This is a genomic window from Pseudomonas sp. 2725 (genome assembly GCF_050434585.1).
Taxonomy (GTDB): Bacteria; Pseudomonadota; Gammaproteobacteria; order Pseudomonadales; family Pseudomonadaceae; genus Aquipseudomonas; species Aquipseudomonas jessenii.
In genome coordinates this window covers 147,216-167,434 of sequence record NZ_JBNDIV010000006.1, presented here as the reverse complement: position 1 = coordinate 167,434, position 20,219 = coordinate 147,216, and the positions used below count along the sequence as shown (strand labels likewise).

The following is a 20,219-nucleotide window of genomic DNA, read 5'->3' as shown; positions in this document are numbered from 1 at the left end:
CGAAGCGGGGTTTGCCCGGTGTGTCGCGGCCCCCTAGAATGCCCCGATGCGCGATGATCTCTCCCTTCTGCTGAACTCCCTCAACGATGCCCAACGCCAGGCCGTAGCGGCCCCCGTGGGTCGTCAGTTGGTCCTGGCCGGTGCTGGTTCCGGTAAAACCCGAGTGCTGGTGCACCGTATCGCCTGGTTGATCCAGGTCGAAAACGCCTCGCCCCACTCCATCCTGTCGGTGACCTTCACCAACAAGGCCGCTGCCGAGATGCGCCAGCGCATCGAGCAGCTGATGGGCATCAACCCGGCCGGCATGTGGGTTGGCACCTTCCACGGCCTGGCGCACCGCCTTTTGCGGGCACACTGGCAGGAAGCGGGCTTAAGCCAGACCTTCCAGATTCTCGACAGCGATGACCAGCAGCGGTTGGTCAAGCGGGTGATCCGCGAGCTCGGCCTGGACGAACAGCGTTGGCCGGCCCGTCAGGCCCAATGGTTCATCAACGGCCAGAAAGACGAAGGCCTGCGCCCGCAACACATTCAAGCCAGCGGCGACCTGTTCCTGGCAACCATGCGCGGTATCTATGAGGCCTACGAGGCCGCCTGCCTGCGTGCCGGTGTCATCGACTTCTCCGAATTGCTGCTGCGCGCACTCGATCTGTGGCGCGATCACCCAGGCCTGCTCGCTCACTATCAAAAGCGCTTCCGGCACATTCTGGTGGACGAGTTCCAGGACACCAACGCCGTGCAATACGCCTGGTTGCGCCTGCTGGCCAAGGGTGGCGACAGCCTGATGGTGGTGGGCGACGACGACCAGTCGATCTACGGCTGGCGTGGCGCCAAAATCGAGAACATCTACCAGTATTCCGAAGACTTCCCGGACGCCGAAACCATTCGCCTGGAGCAGAACTATCGCTCCACCGCCGGCATCCTGAAGGCTGCCAACGCCTTGATCGCCAACAACACCGGGCGCTTGGGCAAAGAGCTGTGGACTGACGGCGGCGACGGCGAAGCGATCAACCTGTACGCCGCCTTCAACGAGCACGATGAAGCACGCTACGTTGTCGAAACTATCGAAAGCGCGCTGAAAACCGGCTTGTCTCGCAGCGATATCGCGATTCTGTACCGCTCCAACGCCCAGTCGCGAGTTCTGGAAGAAGCCTTGCTGCGCGAGCGCATTCCCTACCGCATCTATGGTGGTCAGCGCTTCTTCGAACGCGCCGAAATCAAGAACGCCATGGCCTACATGCGCTTGCTCGAAGGCCGCGGTAACGATGCTGCGCTGGAACGGGTCATCAACGTGCCGGCCCGTGGCATCGGTGAGAAAACCGTCGAAGCGATCCGCGACCATGCGCGCCACAGCGATGTGTCGATGTGGGAAGCGATGCGCCAACTGGTGGCCAACAAAGGCCTGACCGGTCGTGCGGCCGGCGCTCTGGGCGCGTTTATCGAGCTGATCGAGAACCTCGCCGCCAAGTGCATGGAAATGCCACTGCACCTGATGACCCAGACCGTCATCGAGCAGTCGGGGCTGATCGCCTATCACGAAGCGGAAAAAGGCGAGAAAGGCCAGGCCCGGGTAGAAAACCTTGAGGAACTGGTCAGCGCCGCGCGCAACTTCGAAAACAGCGAAGAAGACGAAGACCTGACGCCATTGGCAGCATTCCTTGGTCATGCGTCGCTGGAAGCCGGTGATACCCAGGCCGACGAGCACGAAGACAGCATTCAACTGATGACCCTGCACAGCGCCAAAGGCCTGGAGTTCCCTTACGTGTTCCTGGTGGGCATGGAAGAAGGCCTGTTCCCGCACAAGATGAGCCTGGAAGAACCCGGCCGCCTGGAGGAAGAGCGTCGTCTGGCCTACGTAGGCATCACCCGGGCCATGCAGAACCTGGTGATGACCTTCGCCGAAACCCGGCGCCTTTATGGCAGCGAGACCTACAACAAGGTGTCGCGCTTCGTACGCGAAGTTCCGAAAGGCCTGATTCAGGAGGTGCGGCTGTCCAACAGCGTCAGCCGTCCGTTCGGTGGCAACCAGTCGATGAGTGGCAGCAACCTGTTCAGCGGCAGCGAGATTCCGCAGACCGGCTTCAGCCTGGGCCAGACTGTGCGTCACTCGATCTTCGGTGACGGCGTGATCCTCAACTTCGAAGGCGCCGGGGCTCAGGCCCGGGTGCAGGTGAACTTCAGCGAAGGCAGCAAGTGGCTGATGCTGGGGTATGCCAAACTGGAAGCAATCTAGCCTTTCTGTGGGAGCGAGCTTGCTCGCGATAGCGGTAGATCAGTCGACATTATTTCTGGCTGTCAGTCCGTCATCGCGAGCAAGCTCGCTCCCACAGGGTTCTGTGCTGGCCTTGACTGATCCGGGAGACGCAAACACATGGGCTCAGGCTTTTTTTCCTCCTGGACATTCTGGGCCCTGTTATCCGCGGCATTCGCGGCAATGACCGCCATTTTCGCGAAAGTCGGCATCGAAAACGTCAACTCCGACTTTGCCACCCTGCTGCGTACGATGGTGGTATTGGTCAGCCTGGCCTTGATTTTGTACGCCACGGGCCAATATCAGTCTTTGGGATCGATCTCTGCGAAGAGCTACCTGTTCCTGCTGTTGTCGGGCCTTGCCACCGGTGCATCGTGGATCTGCTATTTCCGCGCACTCAAGGTCGGTCCGGCGTCACTGGTTGCTCCAGTGGACAAACTCAGCGTGGTGCTGGTGGCTGTCCTTGGCGTTGTCCTGCTGGGTGAAAAACTCGACTTGCGCCAATGGGGCGGAATAGGCCTGATCACGGCCGGGGTGGTCATGCTTGCCCTGCGACGCTAGGCAAGCGTCCTACAAGCCCTGTCCACTCATCTGACAGATCAAAGTCAAAAGGCCTTATTGCACGGACTGGAGCTGAACACGACCTGTCAGGCAAAAGCCCGAAACACTCTGCCGCTAGCCAGCAACACTTCACCTGTGCAACATGGCGCGCGTGCCTTCCACAAATGGGAATTCCCTTTATGAAACGTTTTCTTAGCATCGCCATGGCGTTGTGCATCGGCCTGACGATGAGTCTCGACGTCAATGCCGCCAAGCGCTTCGGTGGTGGCAAAAGCGCAGGCGCTGCGCCGACTCACCAGACCAGCCAGATGGCTCCTTCTTCTCCAGGCATGGGCGGCGCTGCGGCGACCGCTGGTGCTGCCGGTGCCGCTGGCGCTGCTGCCAAGGCCGGTGGCGCTTCGCGCTGGCTCGGCCCACTGGCCGGTATCGCGGCCGGTGGCCTGCTCGCATCCATGTTCATGGGTGACGGCTTCCAGGGCATGCAGATCTTCGACATCCTGATCATGGCCGTCATTGCGTTCCTGGTCTTCCGCTTTATCGCCGCCCGTCGTCGCAAGCAGCAGGAGCAGTACGCTCCGGCCGGCCACGCGCCGATGCAACGTGAGGCGTTCGAACAAAAGCCTGCCGGCGGTTCGATCTTCGGTGGCTCGGCAGCGCCTGTTGCCGCTCGCCCGGTGATCAACGCGCCAGCCTGGTTCAACGAAGGAAACTTCGTCGAAGCGGCACGCAATCACTTCCAGTCCCTGCAACAGCACTGGGACGCCAACGAAATGGACAAGATCGCCGAGTTCGTGACCCCGCAAATGCTGGAGTTCCTCAAGCGTGAACGTGCTGACCTGGGCGACGGCTTCCAGTCCACCTACATCGATAACCTCAATGTACAGCTGGACGGTGTGGACGATCGCGCCGACAAGACCATCGCCACCCTGACCTTCACTGGCCTGTCGAAAACCTCGCGTTTCGACCAGGGCGAAGTCTTCAGCGAAAGCTGGAACATGGAACGTGCACAGGGCGAAAACCAGCCTTGGCTGGTGGCAGGTATCCGCCAGAACGGCTGATTACCCTCCGCGTTTCACTTGTTGTAAACAAAACCCCGGCCCAGGCCGGGGTTTTCTATTTCGCGGTTGCATCTATAGCAAGCTACTGTATAAACCGCCCCATATAAACCGCGCCATACAAGCAAGAGGATCCCGGACGTGGAAGAAATCATCGAACAACTGCGTGAAGCCAACGAACCGGTACCGGTCCCCTTGGAGTTGCCCGACGAAGACCTGCTGGTCGAAATCGAAGAACAACTGTTCATCGACATTCCGTTCGTCTTCAGAGAATTTCTGCTGACCGTCAGCGATGTGGTCTACGGCAGCCTGGAACCGGTCACCGTGACCGACCCGCAATCCCACACCTACCTGCCCGACGTTGCCGCCAACGCCTGGGACGCCGGCGTCGATCGCAGCCTGATCCCGATCTGCCAGGACGGTGATGACTACTATTGTGTCGAAGAAGACGGCACCGTGGTGCTTTGGCAGGCCGAAGAAGAACTGATCGCCGAAGAGACCTGGGAGTCGGTTTGGCACTGGGCACGGGACGTCTGGCTGGAAAGCTGATCCAGTCAACGCCGCGGGGTGGTCAATGCCCGGACGACTCCTTGTGATTGTCGAGGGTTTCCAGCAACGCCACCTGCATCCGCGTATGCACACGAATGAACCAGCGCCACAACAGCGCCGCCACGGCGGCCGCGACCACGGCGATCAGTACCAGCAACTTGTTGGTCGGCAGAATACTGGCCGACAAGGCTGCCAGCAGAAAAAAGATCACCAGCAGCGACAGGATCGGGATCACTTCGGCGATCACCCGGCGCACTCGCTGCGTGTGGCGCCCGGCCATCTCCGGCTTCACGCCCATTTCCGCGAGCAACATCGACAGCGCCTTTAGCTTGCGGTACGCCGCAATCAAAAACGGCAGCGATAACAACAGCGCCCCGCCCCAGATCAACGCCTTTTGCCAGCTCGGATCGCTGATCCAGCCTTGCAGGTAAGCCGACATGCGTTCGGCGAAGTAAGCGCCCGAAAAGAAGATCGCGATCACCAGCGCCAGATTGACGCCCACCTGCAGCAAGATCCTGCGAATCATGGATGCCAGTAACGCACCCTCACCCTGCGGCTGGATGCTGCGCAGCCATTCGCCATACATCCCCAGCACCCGCCCCAAGCGTTCTGGCATCGCGCTGGCGAGCTTGATCGACAATGGATCGGCCGCACGGATCAGATAAGGCGTCAGCAGGGTCGTGATCACCGAAACCGCCACAGCCACGGGGTATAAAAAGTTACTGGTGACCTGCAATGTCATGCCCAGTGCCGCGATGATGAAAGAGAATTCGCCAATCTGTGAAAGACCCATCCCGACTCGCAGCGAGGTACGTCCGTCATTGCCGGCGATAAATGCACCAAGGCCGCAGGACAATATCTTGCCGAGCACCACGGCTACGGTGATTACCGCGATTGGCCAGGCGTACTGAAGCAGGATCGCCGGATCGAGCATCAGCCCGATGGCCACAAAGAAAATCGCACTGAAAAGATCGCGAACCGGTTCAATCAAGCGCTCGATTTTCAGCAGTTGCCGGGATTCCGCCATGATCGCGCCGATCAGGAATGCACCGAGGACCATGCTGTATTCAAGCTTGACCACCAGCAGGCAGAAACCAAAACACAGGCCCAGCACCGTGATCAGCAGCATTTCGTTGCTTTCGAATCTGGCGACGTAGGCCAGCAACCGCGGCACCATCAGGATGCCAATGACCAAGGCGACGATCATGAACAGCGACAGTTTGCCGACCGTGGAAAACACTTCGCCGGAGCTGACCGTACCGCTGACTGCGATGCTGGACAGCAGCGCGATGATGCCGATGCCCAGAATGTCTTCGACGATCAGCACTCCGAATATCAACTGGGCAAACCGCTCGTTCTTCAGCTTCAGATCATTGAGCGCCTTGACGATGATGGTGGTCGAGGAAATCGCCAGGATCGCGCCGAGGAATAGTGAATCCATGGTGTTCCAGTCGAACCAGCGACCGATCTCGTAGCCGATCCAGATCATCAGCACGATTTCCAGGAATGCCGCGATGAATGCCGTGGCACCGACCTTGAACAACTTGCGCAGGCTGAACTCCAGGCCCAGGCAGAACATCAGGAATATCACACCGAGCTCGGCCAGGGTCTTGATGGTTTCTTCGTCGTGGATCAGGCCGAATGGCGGGGTGTGCGGGCCAATGATGAAACCGGCGACGATGTATCCCAGTACCACCGGTTGCTTCAGGCGATGAAAGACCACGGTGACCACGCCTGCGATCAACATGATCACTGCCAGATCCTGAATGAAACTGATGGCATGCATGGCGTGAGACTCCCTGGGTGGTATTGCTCGATCCCCGGACGCAGGAAAAGTCTGATCGAGCAGAACAAAAATCGGAATTGCACGTAGGAAATGCCCTTGAGGCGGGGCTTTTTTGCAGGGTAACACCGCGACTTCTGGCAGAAAGGCGGTGCAATATATGGAAACAGATCGATCCGGCGTGACGGCGACCCGGCACCCGGCGTCCCGATAACTGTTGGTTTGAAAAAAACCGCCGAGGCACCCGCAGAGGTGCATCCCTCAAACCTGGCCTTGACCCGTGAGAATGCTATGGAACCCGGAAACGCCCAGCTGTCGATGACGGTATTGATGACCCCCGACATGGCCAATTTCTCTGGCAATGTTCACGGCGGCACCCTGCTCAAATACCTCGACGAAGTGGCCTACGCCTGCGCCAGCCGTTATGCCGGCCGCTATGTGGTGACCTTGTCGGTGGATCAGGTCATTTTCCGTGAGCCGATCCATGTCGGCGAACTGGTGACCTTCCTGGCCTCGGTCAACTACACCGGCAACACCTCCATGGAGGTGGGCATCAAAGTGGTGACCGAGAACATCCGCGAACGCTCGGTGCGCCATACCAACAGTTGCTTCTTCACCATGGTCGCGGTGGATGAGCAGCGTAAACCTGCATCGGTACCACCGCTGCAACCGCAGAACAGCGAAGACAAGCGCCGCTATATGCAGGCCCAGCAGCGTCGGCAGATTCGTCAGGAGCTGGAAAAGCGCTATCAGGAAATCAAGGGCGACGCCTGAGCTGGTCTGTCAGGCTGACGGTGTTCGTTAGATAGCCATTCGCGAGCAAGCCCGCTCCCACACTGGATCTATGCAATACCGAAGATCAAATGTGGGAGCCTGCTCGCGAATGGGGGCAACGCAGAATCAAAGGCTGATCGAGGTCGCCTCGAACCGCACCCGCGGATGGGCAATCCGGTCCTGAGCCCGAACCAGTTCCAACTCGTAGCTGGCACAAGCCTGGGTTTCCAGCAGCACTTCATGCACCGCCGATGCCGTGAACTCGAACGCGGCCACCAGGCTGTCGCCCAGCAGCACACGCGCCAGGAACAGGCCGGACGTCAAATCGCCCACGCCCACCGGCTGACGCGGGAACGCCAGCAACGGGCGCTGCAAATGCCAGCTGCCTTCGGCCGTCACCAGCAGCATCTCGAAGACCTCAGCAGACTTGCCTGGGTAGTCCAGATGCTTGACCAGCACCGCTTTCGGACCGCGCACCAACAATGCACGCGCCATTGCCAGGCAATCGAACAGCGACTGCGGCTTGCGTCCGGAGAAGCTGTCCAGCTCCAGCTGGTTCGGGCACATGAAGTCCGCCACGGCGGCGGCCTCCTCCAGCAGAAAATCACTGACCTCCGCCGGAACACTGCAGCCCTTCTCCGGATGCCCCATGACCGGGTCACACAGGTACAGCGCCTTGGGATTCATCGACTTGATCCGCTCCACCCCCGTCAGGATCGCCCGGCCCTGGGCCGCACTGCCGAGGTAACCTGAGAGCACCGCATCGCAGTTGCCCAGCTCGCCAATCGCCGCGATGCCTTCGACCAGGTCAGGTATCTGGTGCGGCGCCAACACTTCACCGGCCCACTGACCGTACTGGGTGTGATTGGAGAACTGCACGGTGTTGAGCGGCCAGACATTCACCCCGACCCGTTGCATCGGGAAAACCGCGGCACTGTTGCCGGCGTGACCGAATACCACGTGGGACTGGATAGCGAGCAAATGCGGTGTACGTTTCATGCGGTGGATTTCCGTAAAACGATTGAAATTCTAGCCGCGCAGTATGCGACTAAACGCAGCCTGTACGACAGACCAGCGACACAGTTAAGCTGACACTATCTTGTTGGAGCACCCTGTTGATGCTGACCCTTGGAAATATATTCGTGCTGATGCTGTTCGCCACTGCCGGCGCATGGCTATGGCACAACCACGGCTTGCGCGAGCGCGCGCTGGAGCGGGTCAAGCAGCATTGCGGCAAACTCGGGATCGAATTGCTCGACGGCAACGTGGCCTTGAAAAGAATCGCGTTCATCAGGGATGCCAGTGGTCGGCGACGCCTGGCCCGTGTGTATAACTTCGAGTTCACCGTGACGGGCGAAACCCGCCACAACGGTACCATCACCCAGTTCGGCGCTCACAGCGCACAGATTGAGCTGGCGCCCTACCCGGTCCCGTTCGACGAAACCGAACCGGTGGTCGAAGTGGCGAAACCTCGCGCGGAAGTGATCGAGCTGAGCCAGTGGCGTCAGGAACACACCAAGTGGCGACCTTGAGTCATTAACCCGATCCGGATCGACATGCTGCCAGCTCACGCTGCAGTCGTTCTGCGTTCTGCGTTTCACTGAAAATCAGCTCGATACGCGAATCCTGCCGCCATTCACTGGGCTGCCAGTCCAGCACCGAGTTATCCACAGCGTTCGCCGAGACCCACCCGTGGGCGCTGTGGATAACCAGCTTCGCCCGCTTCCAGCCAAGGCAGTCAAGCCACCGGCCAACCAGAGCGGCATCAAACACCTGGCTTGGGTGCCAACGCCATCCGATGCTCCAGCCTCCGTCCTGTTCCTGACTCAAGCAAATGGGCAACGCGGGATCACTCCAGACCGCCGGCAGCTGCGCCAATCCCTTGGGCAAGACGAAGTTATCCACACCTGCCAGCGCTTTGGCATGCAGCCCCGGCAACTCGCTCAAGGGTAAAGCCGCCTGTTGCGTCCAGCGCAGAGGGAGCGGCGGCAATTGCCCGGTGATTCGCTGGCGGCTTTCTTCTTCGAGCCCTTCAGACTTGTTCAACAGTAACAATCCCGCATGGCCCAGCGCTTGCTGTTGAACATCCGGCAGCGGTTTGCCCGCGGCGAGCGACTGGGCATCCAACACCAGCACACAAGGCTGGACAGCCAACACGCCTTGCCACGGCGCTTCGCTCAATTGCCTGAGCAGCTGCGCCGGATGCCCCAGCCCCGAGGGTTCGATGAACAGCCGATCCGGTTGTGCCTTGCGCAACAAGCGCCCAAGACCAATCTGAAACGGCGCACCGTTGACGCAACACAAGCAGCCCCCGGCCACCTCCCCCAGTGCGATACCATCGGCGTCCTGGGTCAGTAGCGCAGCGTCGAGACCGATCTGGCCAAACTCGTTGATCAACACCGCCCACCGCTCGCCAGCCGGGCGCTGGGCCAGCAGGTGCTTGATCAGGCTGGTCTTGCCGGCACCCAAGGGGCCGGCAATGACATGAGTGGGGATATTCTGCAGCATGGTTGATGATTTCTGAGGAGGTGATGGATGCGGTTGATTGGCTTAGCGTTGCTCCTGGCACTCGTTTCAGGCGAAGCGCTGGCCCAGGCTTGTGTGGTTCATAGCCAAGGCGAGCGGCTTGATGTCCAGGTTTGCCAGCAGAACCGCAACATCCCGCCAAAACTCTTCGCCGATGGTTTCTGCCAACCGAACCTGGCTGGGCAGAAAGTCGATGTGCAGTATGTCGATCAATGTCCCGGCGGCGCATTTGGTATCTGCAGCAACGCCCAAGTCGCCAATATGCCCTACCGACAGGATATTCACTATTACGACGTTGCCACCGACGCGGCGTATTTGCAGCCGTACTGCGAGGCCCAGAACCAGGGCACCTGGATCAGGCCCTGAAGCGCCAGCAGAGGATCAGGCAGCTTCTTCGTACCAAGGGCCGAATGGATCAGGCAGCAAATGCCAGCCCTCTACGCCCAGCGCCATTTCCTCATCGGTCAGCAGACATGCGTCCAGCTCGGCCGCAAGCTGCGTGAAGTCGATGTTCTGGCCGATGAAAACCAGTTCCTGACGACAGTCCCCGCTGTCAGCGGTCCAGTTTTTCATGATCCCGGCGGTACTTTCTTCGTCTTGCGGCCATTGGTTTTTCGGTACGAAACGCCACCAGCGTCCGGCGAAGCCATAGCGCATCAAACCACCGGCCTGAGACCAGCTGCCGGCATCCATGTGCTTGCTCGCCAGCCAGAAAAAGCCCTTGGAGCGCAGCAGTTTGCCGTTGTCCCAAGGGCCGTCGATGAAGTTGAAGAAACGCTGTGGATGGAACGGTCGGCGAGCCCGGTAAGCACTGGAAGCAATGCCGTATTCTTCGGTTTCCGGCACATGTTCGCCGCGCAGCTCCTGCAACCATCCCGGTGCCTGGGCAGCCTTTTCGAAGTCAAAACGACCGGTGTTGAGAATCTTGTTCAAGGGGATTTCGCCCATCGACATCGCAATGATTTCCGCCCTGGCGTTGAGCCGTTCAAGTATGACGATCAACTCCTCACGCTGGTGGCTGCTGATCAAGTCGATCTTGCTGAGCAAAATCACATCGGCGAACTCGACCTGCTCAATCAACAGATCGGTAATCGAACGTTCGTCTTCCTCCCCTAGTGTTTCTCCTCGGGAAGCCAGGCTTTCGGCAGCCTGGTAATCGAGCAGGAAGTTCATGCCATCGACCACCGTGACCATGGTGTCCAGACGTGCGATGTCATTGAGGCTTTGGCCGTTTTCATCGCGGAAGGTGAAGGTTTCCGCCACCGGCAGCGGTTCGGAAATACCGGTGGACTCGATCAGCAGATAGTCGAAGCGACCCTCCCTGGCGAGTTGGCTCACCTCCTCCAGCAAATCTTCACGTAACGTACAGCAAATACACCCGTTACTCATTTCCACCAACCGTTCTTCAGCCCGATTAAGGCTGACATCGCGCTGGACTTCGGTGCCATCAACGTTGATTTCGCTCATATCGTTGACGATGACTGCAACCCGCAAGCCATCGCGATTACGTAGTATGTAATTAAGAAGTGTACTTTTTCCGGCACCAAGAAAGCCGGAGAGAACGGTCACGGGGAGTCGATTGGACATCTGCATATTCCTCACAGGGATGCCCGGTCGCTGTGTCGGGCTTACATAATGTTATACTGTAACAACATCAACAAGCCATCCCCTCTTGCTCAGCAGGGCAAACGACAGGATGCTGAACGCCGCTACCCTCGTGAGAAAGCCCATGTGCAACGCCCTTAAACCCGTATTGATCATGCTGTCCCTGCTGGTGGCTGCCGACGCGATGGCACAGGTCCCGAGCCTGGCCAAGTGCACTCGCAGCGCCAACCTGCTGGCCTGCGTGGATGCGGATGGCAACGCCTACAGCGTCAATACCGCCGGAAGCACGATCTATTTGCGGGGTTTCGAAGTGGCCGGAAAACGCTATTGGGCACAGACCAACAGCCGCTACGGCCAGCTTACGTTTTTCACCGGTATCGCTTCCGACGGCGAGACCTGGGTTGGCTACAACCGGCGCGTCGGCTGGACCACGATCAACCGGTTTTCCAGCTCCGGCGGCAGCAGCGCCAGGTTCACCTGCAGCCGGATCGCTGGCTGTTAGGCCGGCTTGTTTTTCTGCTCTTGCTGCCTGGCAAATGACGTCTGTGCATGATGAAGACCTGTTCATGAAAAAGGCATCGTCGATTTGATTGCAATACTATAACATTGCAAATCAACTCCCACGATGGACCTGCTCATGAATGCGCTGACTCTGCCGGATATCGCCGCGCAGGCCTCACGCCAAGCCCTGCCACTGGAGTGGGTGGGCATGTGCGGCATTGCTCTTCCCGTTTTGTTTGAGGGCCAACGACTGAATGCAAAGGCCGATGCCGGCGTGAGCCTCGACGATGGCAACGCGCGTGGCATTCACATGTCACGGCTCTATCTGGCGCTTGAATTGTTGGAACAGGAAAGCCTTTCAGCGGCTTTATTGCGGCGGGTTTTGCAGCGTTTTCTTGAGAGCCATGAAGGGCTTTCCAGCAGCGCCCACTTGACCCTTCACGCCGATTTGTTGCTGAAAAGGCCCGCACTAATCAGTCCATTGGCTGGCTGGAAAAGCTATCCGGTCAGCATCGAAGCACGTTTGAAAAACGCAATGTTCCACGTGGAACTAAAAATCGAGGTGCCTTATTCCTCAACCTGCCCGTGTTCTGCTGCTCTTTCTCGACAGTTGATTCAGCAGCGGTTCGTCGATGATTTCGCCAACAAGCCACTGCAACACGCCGACGTTTTAGCGTGGCTCGGCTCCACGAATGGCATCGTCGCCACACCTCACAGCCAACGCAGCAGCGCAAAGTTGCGCGTACGGCTGGCTGATTTTTTAGACGAGTTGCCTCTGATCGCCGTCATCAATGACGCCGAAGCCGCACTCGGCACAGCCGTTCAAACAGCGGTAAAACGCGCCGACGAACAGGCCTTCGCCCTCGCCAATGGTCAGAACCTGATGTTCTGCGAGGACGCCGCACGCCGCTTGAATCTGGCCCTGAAGCGCTCCACGGGCATTAACGCCTTCCACATTCGTGTGATCCACGCCGAAAGCCTGCACGCCCACGACGCCGTAGCCGAAAGCCGTTTCAACTGGGAGGTCGCATGATCGGTTGCCACGCCTTGCGCTGGGGCGCACCGGGGCAGCCACTGACGCCAGCGCTGGACTTCGAACTGTCGAAGGGCAGCCTGACCGCCATCATCGGTGCGAACGGCTCCGGGAAAAGCAGCCTGCTGAAGGTCATCGCCGGCTTGCAAAAACCGTTGGCCGGAAAGGTTCGACTGGATGTTCCACTCAAGGGCGGTGTGTCGTTCCTGCCCCAGCAACAACACTTGGACAGGCAATTTCCGATCAGCCTTCAGGCATTGGTCGCCGCCGGTTTCTGGGGCAACAAACAATCACCGGTTATCCGTAGCCAACGACTGGCAACCGTCCTCGAAAACTGGTGCCTGAATGGCCTGGAAGATCGACCCTTGATGGCCCTTTCCGGCGGCGAATTGCAACGCGCCCTGCTCGCCCGATTGAGCCTGACAGACGCACCCGTGCTGTTGCTCGATGAACCCCACGCGGCCCTCGATGAACTCGGTCAGGCATTACTCTGGAAACACATACACGATTGGCACCTCGACGGCCGGACACTGGTGGTCGTGTGCCATGACCTCGCCGCTGTTCGCGAGCACATCCCACATACATTGCTGATCAAAAGCAACGGTTGTGTATTCGGTCCGAGCGCCGAACTGATCCGCCAACAACCTCAATCGCAGGTGGCCTGATGATCGCTGCCGCGCATCTCTGGCAACCATTCCACGAATTCGTATTCATGCGCCGAGCGCTTCTCGGTGGATTGGTCCTGGCATGCAGCACGGCGCCCCTGGGGGTATTTCTGATCCTCAGACGCATGAGCCTGATCGGTGATGCCGTCGCCCACGGCATCCTCCCCGGTGCGGCGTTAGGTTTCTGGTTTGCCGGGTTGAGCCTCCCGGCGTTGACCATCGGTGGCCTCGGCGCGGGCCTGAGCATGGCAGGCCTCGCAGCCTGGATTACGCGACGCACCGGCCTGCGAGAGGACGCCAGCCTCGCGGCGATCTACCCGATTTCCCTGGCCGGTGGCGTGCTGATTCTCGGCATCGCCGGCAAACGCCTGGACCTGTTGCACCTGCTGTTTGGTTCCGCGCTGGCAGTCGACGGCCCGACCTTGACCGGCATGCTTTGGGTCTCAGGCCTGAGCCTGATGGCCATGGCACTGATCTACAAACCACTGCTGCTCGACACCCTCGACCCGCTTTTTCTGCAAACCGTCAGCCGACTCGGCCCACTGGCCCACGGCGTATTCCTGACGCTGGTGGTGTTGAATCTGGTCATCGGCTTCCAGGCGATCGGCGCGTTGATGGTAGTCGGCCTGATGATGTTGCCTGCCGCCGCGGCACGTTTCTGGAGTCGCCGCCTGCCAATACTGATCGTCGTCGCCGCCGTGCTCGGCAGCCTCTCGGTATGGCTCGGTTTATTGATCTCGTTCTATTACTCGCTGCCCAGTGGCCCGGCAATCGTGCTGGTGGCCGGCGGTGGATATCTGTTGTCCGTGGTGTTTGGGCCGGTGCACGGCTTGCTGCGCCACCCGCCTTTGCTCACATCCCAATGAGGTGTTAACCGATGCGCGCTTTACTTATGCTGTTCAGCTTGATGGTGTCGATGTCGCTGTCCGCCGCCGAAAAACTTCAGGTGGTCACCAGCTTCAGCATCCTCGCCGACATGACCCGGCAGGTCGGCAAGGATCACATCCAGATCACCAACATGGTCGGCCCGGACGCGGATGCGCACACGTACGAGCCGACACCGGACGATGCCAAAGCGCTGCTCAAGGCCAGGCTCATCATCAAGAACGGCCTGGGTTTCGAGCCCTGGCTGGATCGCCTGGTGACAAGCACAGAGACTCGGGCGCCGGTCATCAGCGCAAGCCACGGTGTCATACCCCGTAGCCTGGATGAAGACGGTAAAACCGTTCCCGACCCGCACGCCTGGCATAACCTGGCGAATACCGAGCTGTACATCACCAACATCACCAAAGCGCTGATCGCCGCTGACCCGGCGAACACCGCCGACTATGAGCGCAACAGCCAGCTGTACCTGAAACAGGTCTACGCCCTGCTCGCCGAAGCCAAGGCCAAACTCGGCTCACTGCCACCGGGCAACCGCAAGGTCGTGACGTCCCATGATGCCTTCGGTTATCTCGGCCAAGCCTACGGCATCGAGTTCATGGCACCTCAAGGACTCTCAACCGAGCGCGAGCCTTCAGCCGCCGAAGTGGCCGCACTGATTACCCAGATTCGTCAGGCCAAGGTCAAGGCGGTGTTCATGGAAAACATCAAGGACGCCCGCCTGCTCAAGCAGATCGCGGATGAAAGCGGCGCTCAGATCGGCGGCACGCTGTACTCCGATGCCCTGGCGGCGAGCGGACCGGCCAGCACCTTCACCGGGTTGTTCGAGTACAACCTCAACACCCTGTACAACGCATTGAGCAAGCCATGATCCGCAAGAATCCTTCCGGCGATTTACCGCTGATTGCCGAGTCTGCCTACGTCGACAAAACGGCAATCATCTGCGGCAAAGTGGTGATCGGGGAGAACGTGTTCGTCGGCCCCTACGCGGTGATACGTGCTGACGAAGTCGATGACTCGGGCGACATGCAGCCGATCACCATCGGCGCCAACTCGAACATCCAGGACGGCGTGGTGATCCATTCCAAATCCGGTGCGGCGGTGACCATCGGCGAATTCAGTTCCATCGCCCACCGCTCGATCGTTCATGGGCCCTGCACCGTCGGCAATCGAGTGTTCATCGGCTTCAACAGCGTGCTGTTCAACTGCGTAGTCGGTGACGGTTGCGTGGTGCGGCACAACTCGGTGGTCGATGGTCGTGACCTGCCTGAAGCTTTCTACGTACCTTCCACCACGCGGATCGGCCCAAACACCGACCTCTCGCAATACCCGCCGGTGAGCGTCAGTGCTTCGGAATTTTCCGAAGATGTGGCGCGCACCAACGTCGACCTGGTACGCGGCTACAAAGCCCTGCAAAACGAGTTCTGAGCATGAGTAGCGTGCTGATTCGCAATGCCCGCGTTGCAGGAACCGGTCGCGGAACAGATTTTGCCGATCAGCACACTGGTGGCCAGAACCAGCCATCGTGTCAGGACAAATTGCCTGGCACGACAAACGTCTTAATGAAGCACCCCTACGGTTTATGCGATAACGCTCGTTAGAAGCACCAGAGTACGCCGACCATGATCCAGATCACCCTGCCCGATGGTTCATTGCGTGAGTACGACCAGCCGCTGTCCGTGCACGAGGTGGCCGCCAGCATCGGCCCCGAACTGGCCATCGCGGCCGTAGCGGGAAGGGTCAATGGTGTACTGGTGGACTGCGAATACCTGATCGAGGCGGATGCCCGGGTCAGCATTGTCACCCCCCGGGAGCCGGACGGCCTGGAGATCCTGCGTCGCTCCTGTGCATTGATGCTGGCCATGGCGGTCAAGCAACTCCACCCTCATGCGCAATTACGTGCGGGAAAGGAGCTGGGTGACGGTTTCTATTACGAGTTTGCAGTCGAGCAACCGCTGACCCCCGCAGACCTGCCTCTAATCGAAGCGCGCATGCAGTCATTGGCAGCAACCAATCACTCGATCCGTCGTCGGCCGGCGCACGAAGCCGTGTCGCTGTACCGTCTGGGGGACGCCGAGTACCAGAGCCATGGACCGCACGTCCCAACCACCAAAGTCTTGCAGGCGTTTGCCCTCGATCACATCAGCGGCACGTTGCAACAACGGATCTACGGCACCTGCTGGTCCAGCCATCAGGAGCTGCAACACTGGCGCGTTCCACCCCATGTGGTCGTCGTGAGCATGGATGAACGCCAGGCGACTTATGCACAAGCGGTGACCGAGTCCTTGCGCCAAAAAGGCGTGCATGCAAAGGCCGACCTGCGAAACGAAAAGGTCCGCTACAAGATTCGCCAGCACAGCCAGACCGTGCCGTTCCTGGTCGTGGTTGGCGAAATGGAACAGGCTGGGGGGTTCGTCAGTGTGCGCAGTCGCACGGGGGAGGATTTTGGCCGGATGGCTGTCGAGGCGGCGTGTGAGTGGTTAAGTCGGCCGGGGATTCAGGGCGGCTGAACGGACGCTTTCGCGAGCAGGCTCGCTCCCACAGGGGATTTGTGTGCGACACATAACCAAGGTGGGAGCGAGCCTGTTCGCGAAGCTTTTTAAGCTCTTGGCTTCACCGTGCCACAATCCTGCCCCAACCAGACGGCGCGGGATTCGAGGCTGCCCTTCTGCTGAATGCCGGTGGCGTTGAACGTCCCGTTAACCTTGGTGGTGAATTCGCGATCACTGAGGAACGTCGCCACGCCGGCTCCCTGGGCTTTCGGGCAGCTGAAACGGAATTTCCACTGATTGCCGGAGCGGTCGGTGATTTCCTGTTTGCAGCCCGACTGCGGATCGGTCAGCGGAATGTTGTCGGTCTTGACCTGTTCAGGGGTCAGGCACGCCCGGATCCCTTTACCGCCCATGGTGATGCCCTGCTTTTCCAGCTGCGCACGTTGCTCGGGGGTCATCTGGTTCTGGATCTGGCCGAGGATCAATTGCAGGTCCGGCATATTCTGCTCGTCGACCTTCATATTGCTCGTGGTCAGCTCCCACAATCCTGGTTGCAGCATTTGCGCGTGAGCCGCCACAGGAAGTGCCAAACCCAGTGCCATGGCCAAACCCAGCAGACGAACGTTCATCGAGTAACTCCTGATCAGTAGTGGCCGTTAGACGTCAGCCGCGGGCTTCGGTTCATGGTCGAATTAATTAGCGACATTCTGCACGGAACATGGTCTGTTAAGCACTGAATCTTCAGGAGCAAGGCAGCCCCCATGGATTACTTCGGACCACATATTTTCGGTTATACCATCGCCCTGTTGCACTCGCTGGGCATGATTGCGGCCATACACGCCGTGTTGACCGTCCGTACCGCCCAAGGCTCGATCGCCTGGGCCCTGTCGCTGTTTTTCATCCCTTACCTGACGCTGATCCCTTACCTGATGTTCGGCCGCAGCACCTTTGATGGCTACATCAAGGCCCGGCGGCAGGCCAACGACGAGATGCGCAAGGCTGTTTCCGAACTCAACTGGCGACCCTGGGTAGAAGAAGCCCTCACCGCCCGCGCTTCGTCTGCCTACGCCTCACTCAGAGCGATGCCCAAGCTCGGACACATGCCCTGCCTGGCCAATAACCAGATGCGGTTGCTGATCAACGGCCAGTCGACGTTCGAGGCCATTTTCGATGCCATCGGCCAGGCGAAAGAGGCCGTGCTGATCCAGTTTTTCATCGTCCACGACGACCGTCTCGGTCAACGCCTGCAGACTTTGCTGTTGAAGAAAGCCGCCGAAGGCGTAGCGATCTATCTGTTGTATGACCGAATCGGCAGCCATTCCCTACCCAACGGCTACGTGCAGGCCTTGCGTGATGGCGGGGTCGAGGTCAAGGCTTTTGGCCCTCGTAATGGCTGGTTCAATCGCTTTCAGGTGAACTTCCGTAACCATCGCAAAATTGTGGTGGTGGACGGCATTCTCGGCTTCGTTGGCGGGCACAACGTCGGTGATGAATACATGGGCGAGAAACCGCCCCTGGCCCCTTGGCGCGATACCCACGTGCAAGTGCGCGGGCCAGTGGTGGCGTGCATGCAGGAGTCTTTCGCTGAAGACTGGTTCTGGGTGGCTCATGCCCTGCCGCCACTGATCCTGCCCGAGGTTTATCCGGAAGACGGCGTGCTGTGCCAGTTGCTCGCCAGCGGGCCGGCAGACGCCTACGAAACCTGTTCTCTGTTCTTTGTCGAAGCGATCCATGCAGCGACGGAACGAATCTGGATCACCAGCCCGTACTTCATCCCCGATGAAGCCGTATTCGCAGCGTTGCGTCTGGCGGTCCTGCGGGGTGTGGATGTGCGGCTGCTGTTGCCGTCTCGACCCGACCATCGAATCGTCTACGCCGCCTCCAGCCTCTACGCCTTCGAAGCCGTGCGCGCCGGTGTTCGGGTGTTCCGTTACGAGCCCGGTTTCCTGCACCAGAAAGTGGTGTTGATCGACTACGAAATCAGCGCCATCGGCAGCGCCAACCTGGACAACCGTTCGTTCCGGCTGAATTTCGAAGTGATGTTGCTGACCGTCGACAGCGCCTTTGCCGCAGAGGTGGAACAGATGCTCAACGATGATTTCGCCAACGCCCACGAAATCGCCAAAGGAGAAGGCCGGGAGACTCACCGCCTGCAGCAGGTCGGCATGCGGGTCGCCCGGCTTATTTCGCCGGTTCTCTAGAGGTAGATATCGTCACGGGTCCATGGCAGTTCATGACTGCCATCGGCGTGGGCCTTCACCGCGAGAATCTGGTGCAGGTTGATCCAGCCCCGGGCAAACGCGTAAGCGCAACCGGCCAGGTACAGTCGCCAGATACGCAGGGCTTGTTCCGGTACGAGTCTGGAGGCCGCTTCGAGGTTGTCTTCCAGGCGTTCGCTCCAGTGATCGAGCGTACGTGCGTAGTGCAGACGCAAGCTCTCGACGTCGACGATTTCCAGCCCTGCCTCACTGATCTCGGCAGAGATCATCGACAGGTGCGGCAGCTCGCCGTTGGGGAACACATATTTTCCAATGAATTCACCGGCACCGCGTCCCACCGGACGGCCATCGGTGTATTTGGCGGTGATCCCGTGGTTCATCACCAGGCCACCGTCTTTCACCGCGCCGAACAGGGTCTTGCAGTACTCGGCAAGATTGGCGTGACCGACGTGTTCGAACATGCCGACGCTGACAACCTTGTCGAAACGGCCATCCTGCGGCAGATCGCGATAGTCGAGCAGTTGCAGTTCGACCAGGTCCTCCAGGCCCTCCGCTTTTACGCGCTCCCGGGCCAGGGCCAACTGCTCCTTGCTGAGGGTGATACCGAACACTTTCGCGCCAAATTCTCGCGCAGCAAAACGCGCCAATCCGCCCCAACCACAACCCACATCCAGCAGATACTCGCCGGGCTGCAGGCGCAGCTTGCGGCACAAATGACGGAACTTGGCTTGCTGGGCCTGTTCCAGGGATTCGCTGCCGGTCTCGAAATAGGCGCAGGAATATGCCATGTCGCTGTCGAGCCACAGCTGATAGAACGCGTTGGAAAGGTCGTAGTGGTAGGAAATCGCCTTGGCGTCCATCTCTTTGTCGTGGGCGTTACGAACCGGCTGATTGTCGTCGCCTTCATCCAGCAACGCCTGGCTCCATTCATCGCAGACGCGGATCACATCGCTGATGGAGCCTTCAAGCTCAAGTTTGCCTTCGACAAATGCAGCACCAAGGGCGTCCAGGCTTGGATGGGTAAACTGGGTGACCATTTGTGGGTCCTTGACCACAATCGTGACACTGGGCGTCGGCCCCAGATTGAATTCATGGCCATCCCAGAGTCTCAGGCGAAGCGGCAATTGCAGATTCTGTAAGGCCGGTGGAAGATGCGCGAGCATGGAGAAGCCCCCTTGTTTCAGACGTCTAAACAGAGGGTAGACCATCTTTGAAAAATAGCTGGCTATCGAATTAATAGCCGTTTTCAATGATTCGCGACGCCAGAACCGGCCGCCGCGAACGCACAAAATGATGTGCCCTCATCTTCAAAGACTACGAACCGGG

Annotated in this window: 21 protein-coding genes; 15 read left to right on the top strand and 6 right to left on the bottom strand. The window is 59.4% G+C overall.

Features of this window, described 5'->3' with window-relative positions:
• Positions 1 to 46: 46 nt before the first annotated feature.
• The 4 genes from uvrD (at position 47) to ABIE16_RS18490 (ending at position 4,413) form a co-directional block, all read left to right on the top strand.
• Entirely contained in the window at positions 47 to 2,230 is a 2,184-nt protein-coding gene (uvrD, locus tag ABIE16_RS18505) for a DNA helicase II (RefSeq protein ID WP_057712700.1), read from the top strand.
• A 138-nt stretch (positions 2,231 to 2,368) separates the two neighbouring features.
• Positions 2,369 to 2,809 carry an EamA family transporter gene (locus ABIE16_RS18500; RefSeq protein ID WP_218494599.1) on the top strand — a complete coding sequence of 147 codons (441 nt, stop codon included), beginning with the start codon at positions 2,369 to 2,371 and terminating at the stop codon, positions 2,807 to 2,809.
• A 179-nt stretch (positions 2,810 to 2,988) separates the two neighbouring features.
• Positions 2,989 to 3,867: a Tim44 domain-containing protein gene (locus ABIE16_RS18495; protein WP_057712698.1), complete on the top strand. Its 879-nt coding sequence runs from the start codon at positions 2,989 to 2,991 to the stop codon at positions 3,865 to 3,867.
• 138 nt (positions 3,868 to 4,005) lie between these two features.
• The gene (locus tag ABIE16_RS18490) at positions 4,006 to 4,413 is read left to right on the top strand and encodes an SMI1/KNR4 family protein (RefSeq protein ID WP_003187120.1); all 408 of its coding nucleotides are present in this window, start codon (positions 4,006 to 4,008) and stop codon (positions 4,411 to 4,413) included.
• Positions 4,414 to 4,435: 22 nt separating this feature from the next.
• On the opposite strand, the gene ABIE16_RS18485 is transcribed toward ABIE16_RS18490, so the two are convergent.
• Complete coding sequence (locus ABIE16_RS18485) at positions 4,436 to 6,199, bottom strand: cation:proton antiporter (RefSeq protein ID WP_429521704.1); 1,764 nt, start codon at positions 6,197 to 6,199, stop codon at positions 4,436 to 4,438.
• Between the two features lie 288 nt (positions 6,200 to 6,487).
• Here ABIE16_RS18485 and ABIE16_RS18480 point away from each other — a divergent pair, with 288 nt between their 5' ends.
• Positions 6,488 to 6,970, top strand: a complete 483-nt coding sequence (locus ABIE16_RS18480; protein ID WP_057712696.1) for an acyl-CoA thioesterase — start codon at positions 6,488 to 6,490, stop codon at positions 6,968 to 6,970.
• A gap of 126 nt (positions 6,971 to 7,096) precedes the next feature.
• Here the strand turns inward: ABIE16_RS18480 and pdxY are convergent, their stop codons facing one another.
• Entirely contained in the window at positions 7,097 to 7,969 is an 873-nt protein-coding gene (gene pdxY / locus ABIE16_RS18475) for a pyridoxal kinase PdxY (RefSeq protein ID WP_057712695.1), read from the bottom strand.
• A 119-nt stretch (positions 7,970 to 8,088) separates the two neighbouring features.
• On the opposite strand from pdxY, the gene ABIE16_RS18470 reads away from it, so the two are divergent.
• Positions 8,089 to 8,502: a DUF3301 domain-containing protein gene (locus ABIE16_RS18470; protein ID WP_057712694.1), complete on the top strand. Its 414-nt coding sequence runs from the start codon at positions 8,089 to 8,091 to the stop codon at positions 8,500 to 8,502.
• Between the two features lie 4 nt (positions 8,503 to 8,506).
• Here ABIE16_RS18470 and ABIE16_RS18465 read toward each other — a convergent pair whose 3' ends face one another.
• Complete coding sequence (locus ABIE16_RS18465; RefSeq protein ID WP_429521703.1) at positions 8,507 to 9,478, bottom strand: CobW family GTP-binding protein; 972 nt, start codon at positions 9,476 to 9,478, stop codon at positions 8,507 to 8,509.
• A gap of 27 nt (positions 9,479 to 9,505) precedes the next feature.
• Between ABIE16_RS18465 and ABIE16_RS18460 the strand changes: the two genes are divergently transcribed.
• The gene (locus ABIE16_RS18460; RefSeq protein WP_154909763.1) at positions 9,506 to 9,862 is read left to right on the top strand and encodes an NADH:ubiquinone oxidoreductase; all 357 of its coding nucleotides are present in this window, start codon (positions 9,506 to 9,508) and stop codon (positions 9,860 to 9,862) included.
• A gap of 15 nt (positions 9,863 to 9,877) precedes the next feature.
• Here ABIE16_RS18460 and zigA read toward each other — a convergent pair whose 3' ends face one another.
• Entirely contained in the window at positions 9,878 to 11,083 is a 1,206-nt protein-coding gene (gene zigA, locus ABIE16_RS18455; RefSeq protein ID WP_429521702.1) for a zinc metallochaperone GTPase ZigA, read from the bottom strand.
• Between the two features lie 142 nt (positions 11,084 to 11,225).
• Here zigA and ABIE16_RS18450 point away from each other — a divergent pair, with 142 nt between their 5' ends.
• The 7 genes from ABIE16_RS18450 (at position 11,226) to ABIE16_RS18420 (ending at position 16,692) form a co-directional block, all read left to right on the top strand.
• Positions 11,226 to 11,603, top strand: coding sequence for a glutamine synthetase (locus tag ABIE16_RS18450; protein ID WP_218494594.1), 378 nt, complete (start codon positions 11,226 to 11,228; stop codon positions 11,601 to 11,603).
• A 135-nt stretch (positions 11,604 to 11,738) separates the two neighbouring features.
• Positions 11,739 to 12,635, top strand: coding sequence for a GTP cyclohydrolase FolE2 (folE2, locus tag ABIE16_RS18445; RefSeq protein ID WP_429521701.1), 897 nt, complete (start codon positions 11,739 to 11,741; stop codon positions 12,633 to 12,635).
• Entirely contained in the window at positions 12,632 to 13,300 is a 669-nt protein-coding gene (locus ABIE16_RS18440) for a metal ABC transporter ATP-binding protein (RefSeq protein ID WP_057712688.1), read from the top strand. The genes folE2 and ABIE16_RS18440 overlap by 4 nt, the downstream gene beginning before the upstream one ends.
• Positions 13,300 to 14,166, top strand: a complete 867-nt coding sequence (locus ABIE16_RS18435; protein ID WP_429521700.1) for a metal ABC transporter permease — start codon at positions 13,300 to 13,302, stop codon at positions 14,164 to 14,166. The genes ABIE16_RS18440 and ABIE16_RS18435 overlap by 1 nt, the downstream gene beginning before the upstream one ends.
• An 11-nt stretch (positions 14,167 to 14,177) precedes the next feature.
• Positions 14,178 to 15,053 (top strand): metal ABC transporter substrate-binding protein, encoded by an 876-nt coding sequence (locus ABIE16_RS18430; protein WP_429521699.1) that lies wholly within the window; start codon positions 14,178 to 14,180, stop codon positions 15,051 to 15,053.
• On the top strand, positions 15,050 to 15,610 hold the full coding sequence (locus ABIE16_RS18425) for a carbonate dehydratase (RefSeq protein WP_057712685.1): 561 nt from the start codon (positions 15,050 to 15,052) through the stop codon (positions 15,608 to 15,610). The genes ABIE16_RS18430 and ABIE16_RS18425 overlap by 4 nt, the downstream gene beginning before the upstream one ends.
• A 194-nt stretch (positions 15,611 to 15,804) precedes the next feature.
• Positions 15,805 to 16,692, top strand: coding sequence for a His/Gly/Thr/Pro-type tRNA ligase C-terminal domain-containing protein (locus ABIE16_RS18420; protein WP_429521698.1), 888 nt, complete (start codon positions 15,805 to 15,807; stop codon positions 16,690 to 16,692).
• A gap of 89 nt (positions 16,693 to 16,781) precedes the next feature.
• On the opposite strand, the gene ABIE16_RS18415 is transcribed toward ABIE16_RS18420, so the two are convergent.
• The gene (locus ABIE16_RS18415) at positions 16,782 to 17,303 is read right to left on the bottom strand and encodes a DUF3617 domain-containing protein (protein WP_057712683.1); all 522 of its coding nucleotides are present in this window, start codon (positions 17,301 to 17,303) and stop codon (positions 16,782 to 16,784) included.
• A 132-nt stretch (positions 17,304 to 17,435) separates the two neighbouring features.
• Between ABIE16_RS18415 and cls the strand changes: the two genes are divergently transcribed.
• A complete protein-coding gene (gene cls, locus ABIE16_RS18410; RefSeq protein WP_093999533.1) occupies positions 17,436 to 18,875 on the top strand; it encodes a cardiolipin synthase in 1,440 nt (479 codons plus the stop codon).
• On the opposite strand, the gene cfaB is transcribed toward cls, so the two are convergent.
• Positions 18,872 to 20,056 (bottom strand): C17 cyclopropane fatty acid synthase CfaB, encoded by a 1,185-nt coding sequence (gene cfaB, locus ABIE16_RS18405; protein ID WP_057712681.1) that lies wholly within the window; start codon positions 20,054 to 20,056, stop codon positions 18,872 to 18,874. The genes cls and cfaB overlap by 4 nt on opposite strands.
• Between the last annotated feature and the right edge of the window lie 163 nt (positions 20,057 to 20,219).

Excerpts from the sequence above, each read along its gene's own strand:
- uvrD (WP_057712700.1), top strand. The coding sequence starts at position 47 with ATGCGCGATGATCTCTCCCTTCTGCTGAACTCCCTCAACGATGCCCAA.
- ABIE16_RS18500 (WP_218494599.1), top strand. The coding sequence starts at position 2,369 with ATGGGCTCAGGCTTTTTTTCCTCCTGGACATTCTGGGCCCTGTTATCC.
- ABIE16_RS18495 (WP_057712698.1), top strand. The coding sequence starts at position 2,989 with ATGAAACGTTTTCTTAGCATCGCCATGGCGTTGTGCATCGGCCTGACG.
- ABIE16_RS18485 (WP_429521704.1), bottom strand. The coding sequence starts at position 6,199 with ATGCATGCCATCAGTTTCATTCAGGATCTGGCAGTGATCATGTTGATC.
- ABIE16_RS18480 (WP_057712696.1), top strand. The coding sequence starts at position 6,488 with ATGGAACCCGGAAACGCCCAGCTGTCGATGACGGTATTGATGACCCCC.
- pdxY (WP_057712695.1), bottom strand. The coding sequence starts at position 7,969 with ATGAAACGTACACCGCATTTGCTCGCTATCCAGTCCCACGTGGTATTC.
- ABIE16_RS18470 (WP_057712694.1), top strand. The coding sequence starts at position 8,089 with ATGCTGACCCTTGGAAATATATTCGTGCTGATGCTGTTCGCCACTGCC.
- ABIE16_RS18465 (WP_429521703.1), bottom strand. The coding sequence starts at position 9,478 with ATGCTGCAGAATATCCCCACTCATGTCATTGCCGGCCCCTTGGGTGCC.
- ABIE16_RS18460 (WP_154909763.1), top strand. The coding sequence starts at position 9,506 with ATGCGGTTGATTGGCTTAGCGTTGCTCCTGGCACTCGTTTCAGGCGAA.
- zigA (WP_429521702.1), bottom strand. The coding sequence starts at position 11,083 with ATGTCCAATCGACTCCCCGTGACCGTTCTCTCCGGCTTTCTTGGTGCC.
- ABIE16_RS18450 (WP_218494594.1), top strand. The coding sequence starts at position 11,226 with ATGTGCAACGCCCTTAAACCCGTATTGATCATGCTGTCCCTGCTGGTG.
- folE2 (WP_429521701.1), top strand. The coding sequence starts at position 11,739 with ATGAATGCGCTGACTCTGCCGGATATCGCCGCGCAGGCCTCACGCCAA.
- ABIE16_RS18440 (WP_057712688.1), top strand. The coding sequence starts at position 12,632 with ATGATCGGTTGCCACGCCTTGCGCTGGGGCGCACCGGGGCAGCCACTG.
- ABIE16_RS18435 (WP_429521700.1), top strand. The coding sequence starts at position 13,300 with ATGATCGCTGCCGCGCATCTCTGGCAACCATTCCACGAATTCGTATTC.
- ABIE16_RS18430 (WP_429521699.1), top strand. The coding sequence starts at position 14,178 with ATGCGCGCTTTACTTATGCTGTTCAGCTTGATGGTGTCGATGTCGCTG.
- ABIE16_RS18425 (WP_057712685.1), top strand. The coding sequence starts at position 15,050 with ATGATCCGCAAGAATCCTTCCGGCGATTTACCGCTGATTGCCGAGTCT.
- ABIE16_RS18420 (WP_429521698.1), top strand. The coding sequence starts at position 15,805 with ATGATCCAGATCACCCTGCCCGATGGTTCATTGCGTGAGTACGACCAG.
- ABIE16_RS18415 (WP_057712683.1), bottom strand. The coding sequence starts at position 17,303 with ATGAACGTTCGTCTGCTGGGTTTGGCCATGGCACTGGGTTTGGCACTT.
- cls (WP_093999533.1), top strand. The coding sequence starts at position 17,436 with ATGGATTACTTCGGACCACATATTTTCGGTTATACCATCGCCCTGTTG.
- cfaB (WP_057712681.1), bottom strand. The coding sequence starts at position 20,056 with ATGCTCGCGCATCTTCCACCGGCCTTACAGAATCTGCAATTGCCGCTT.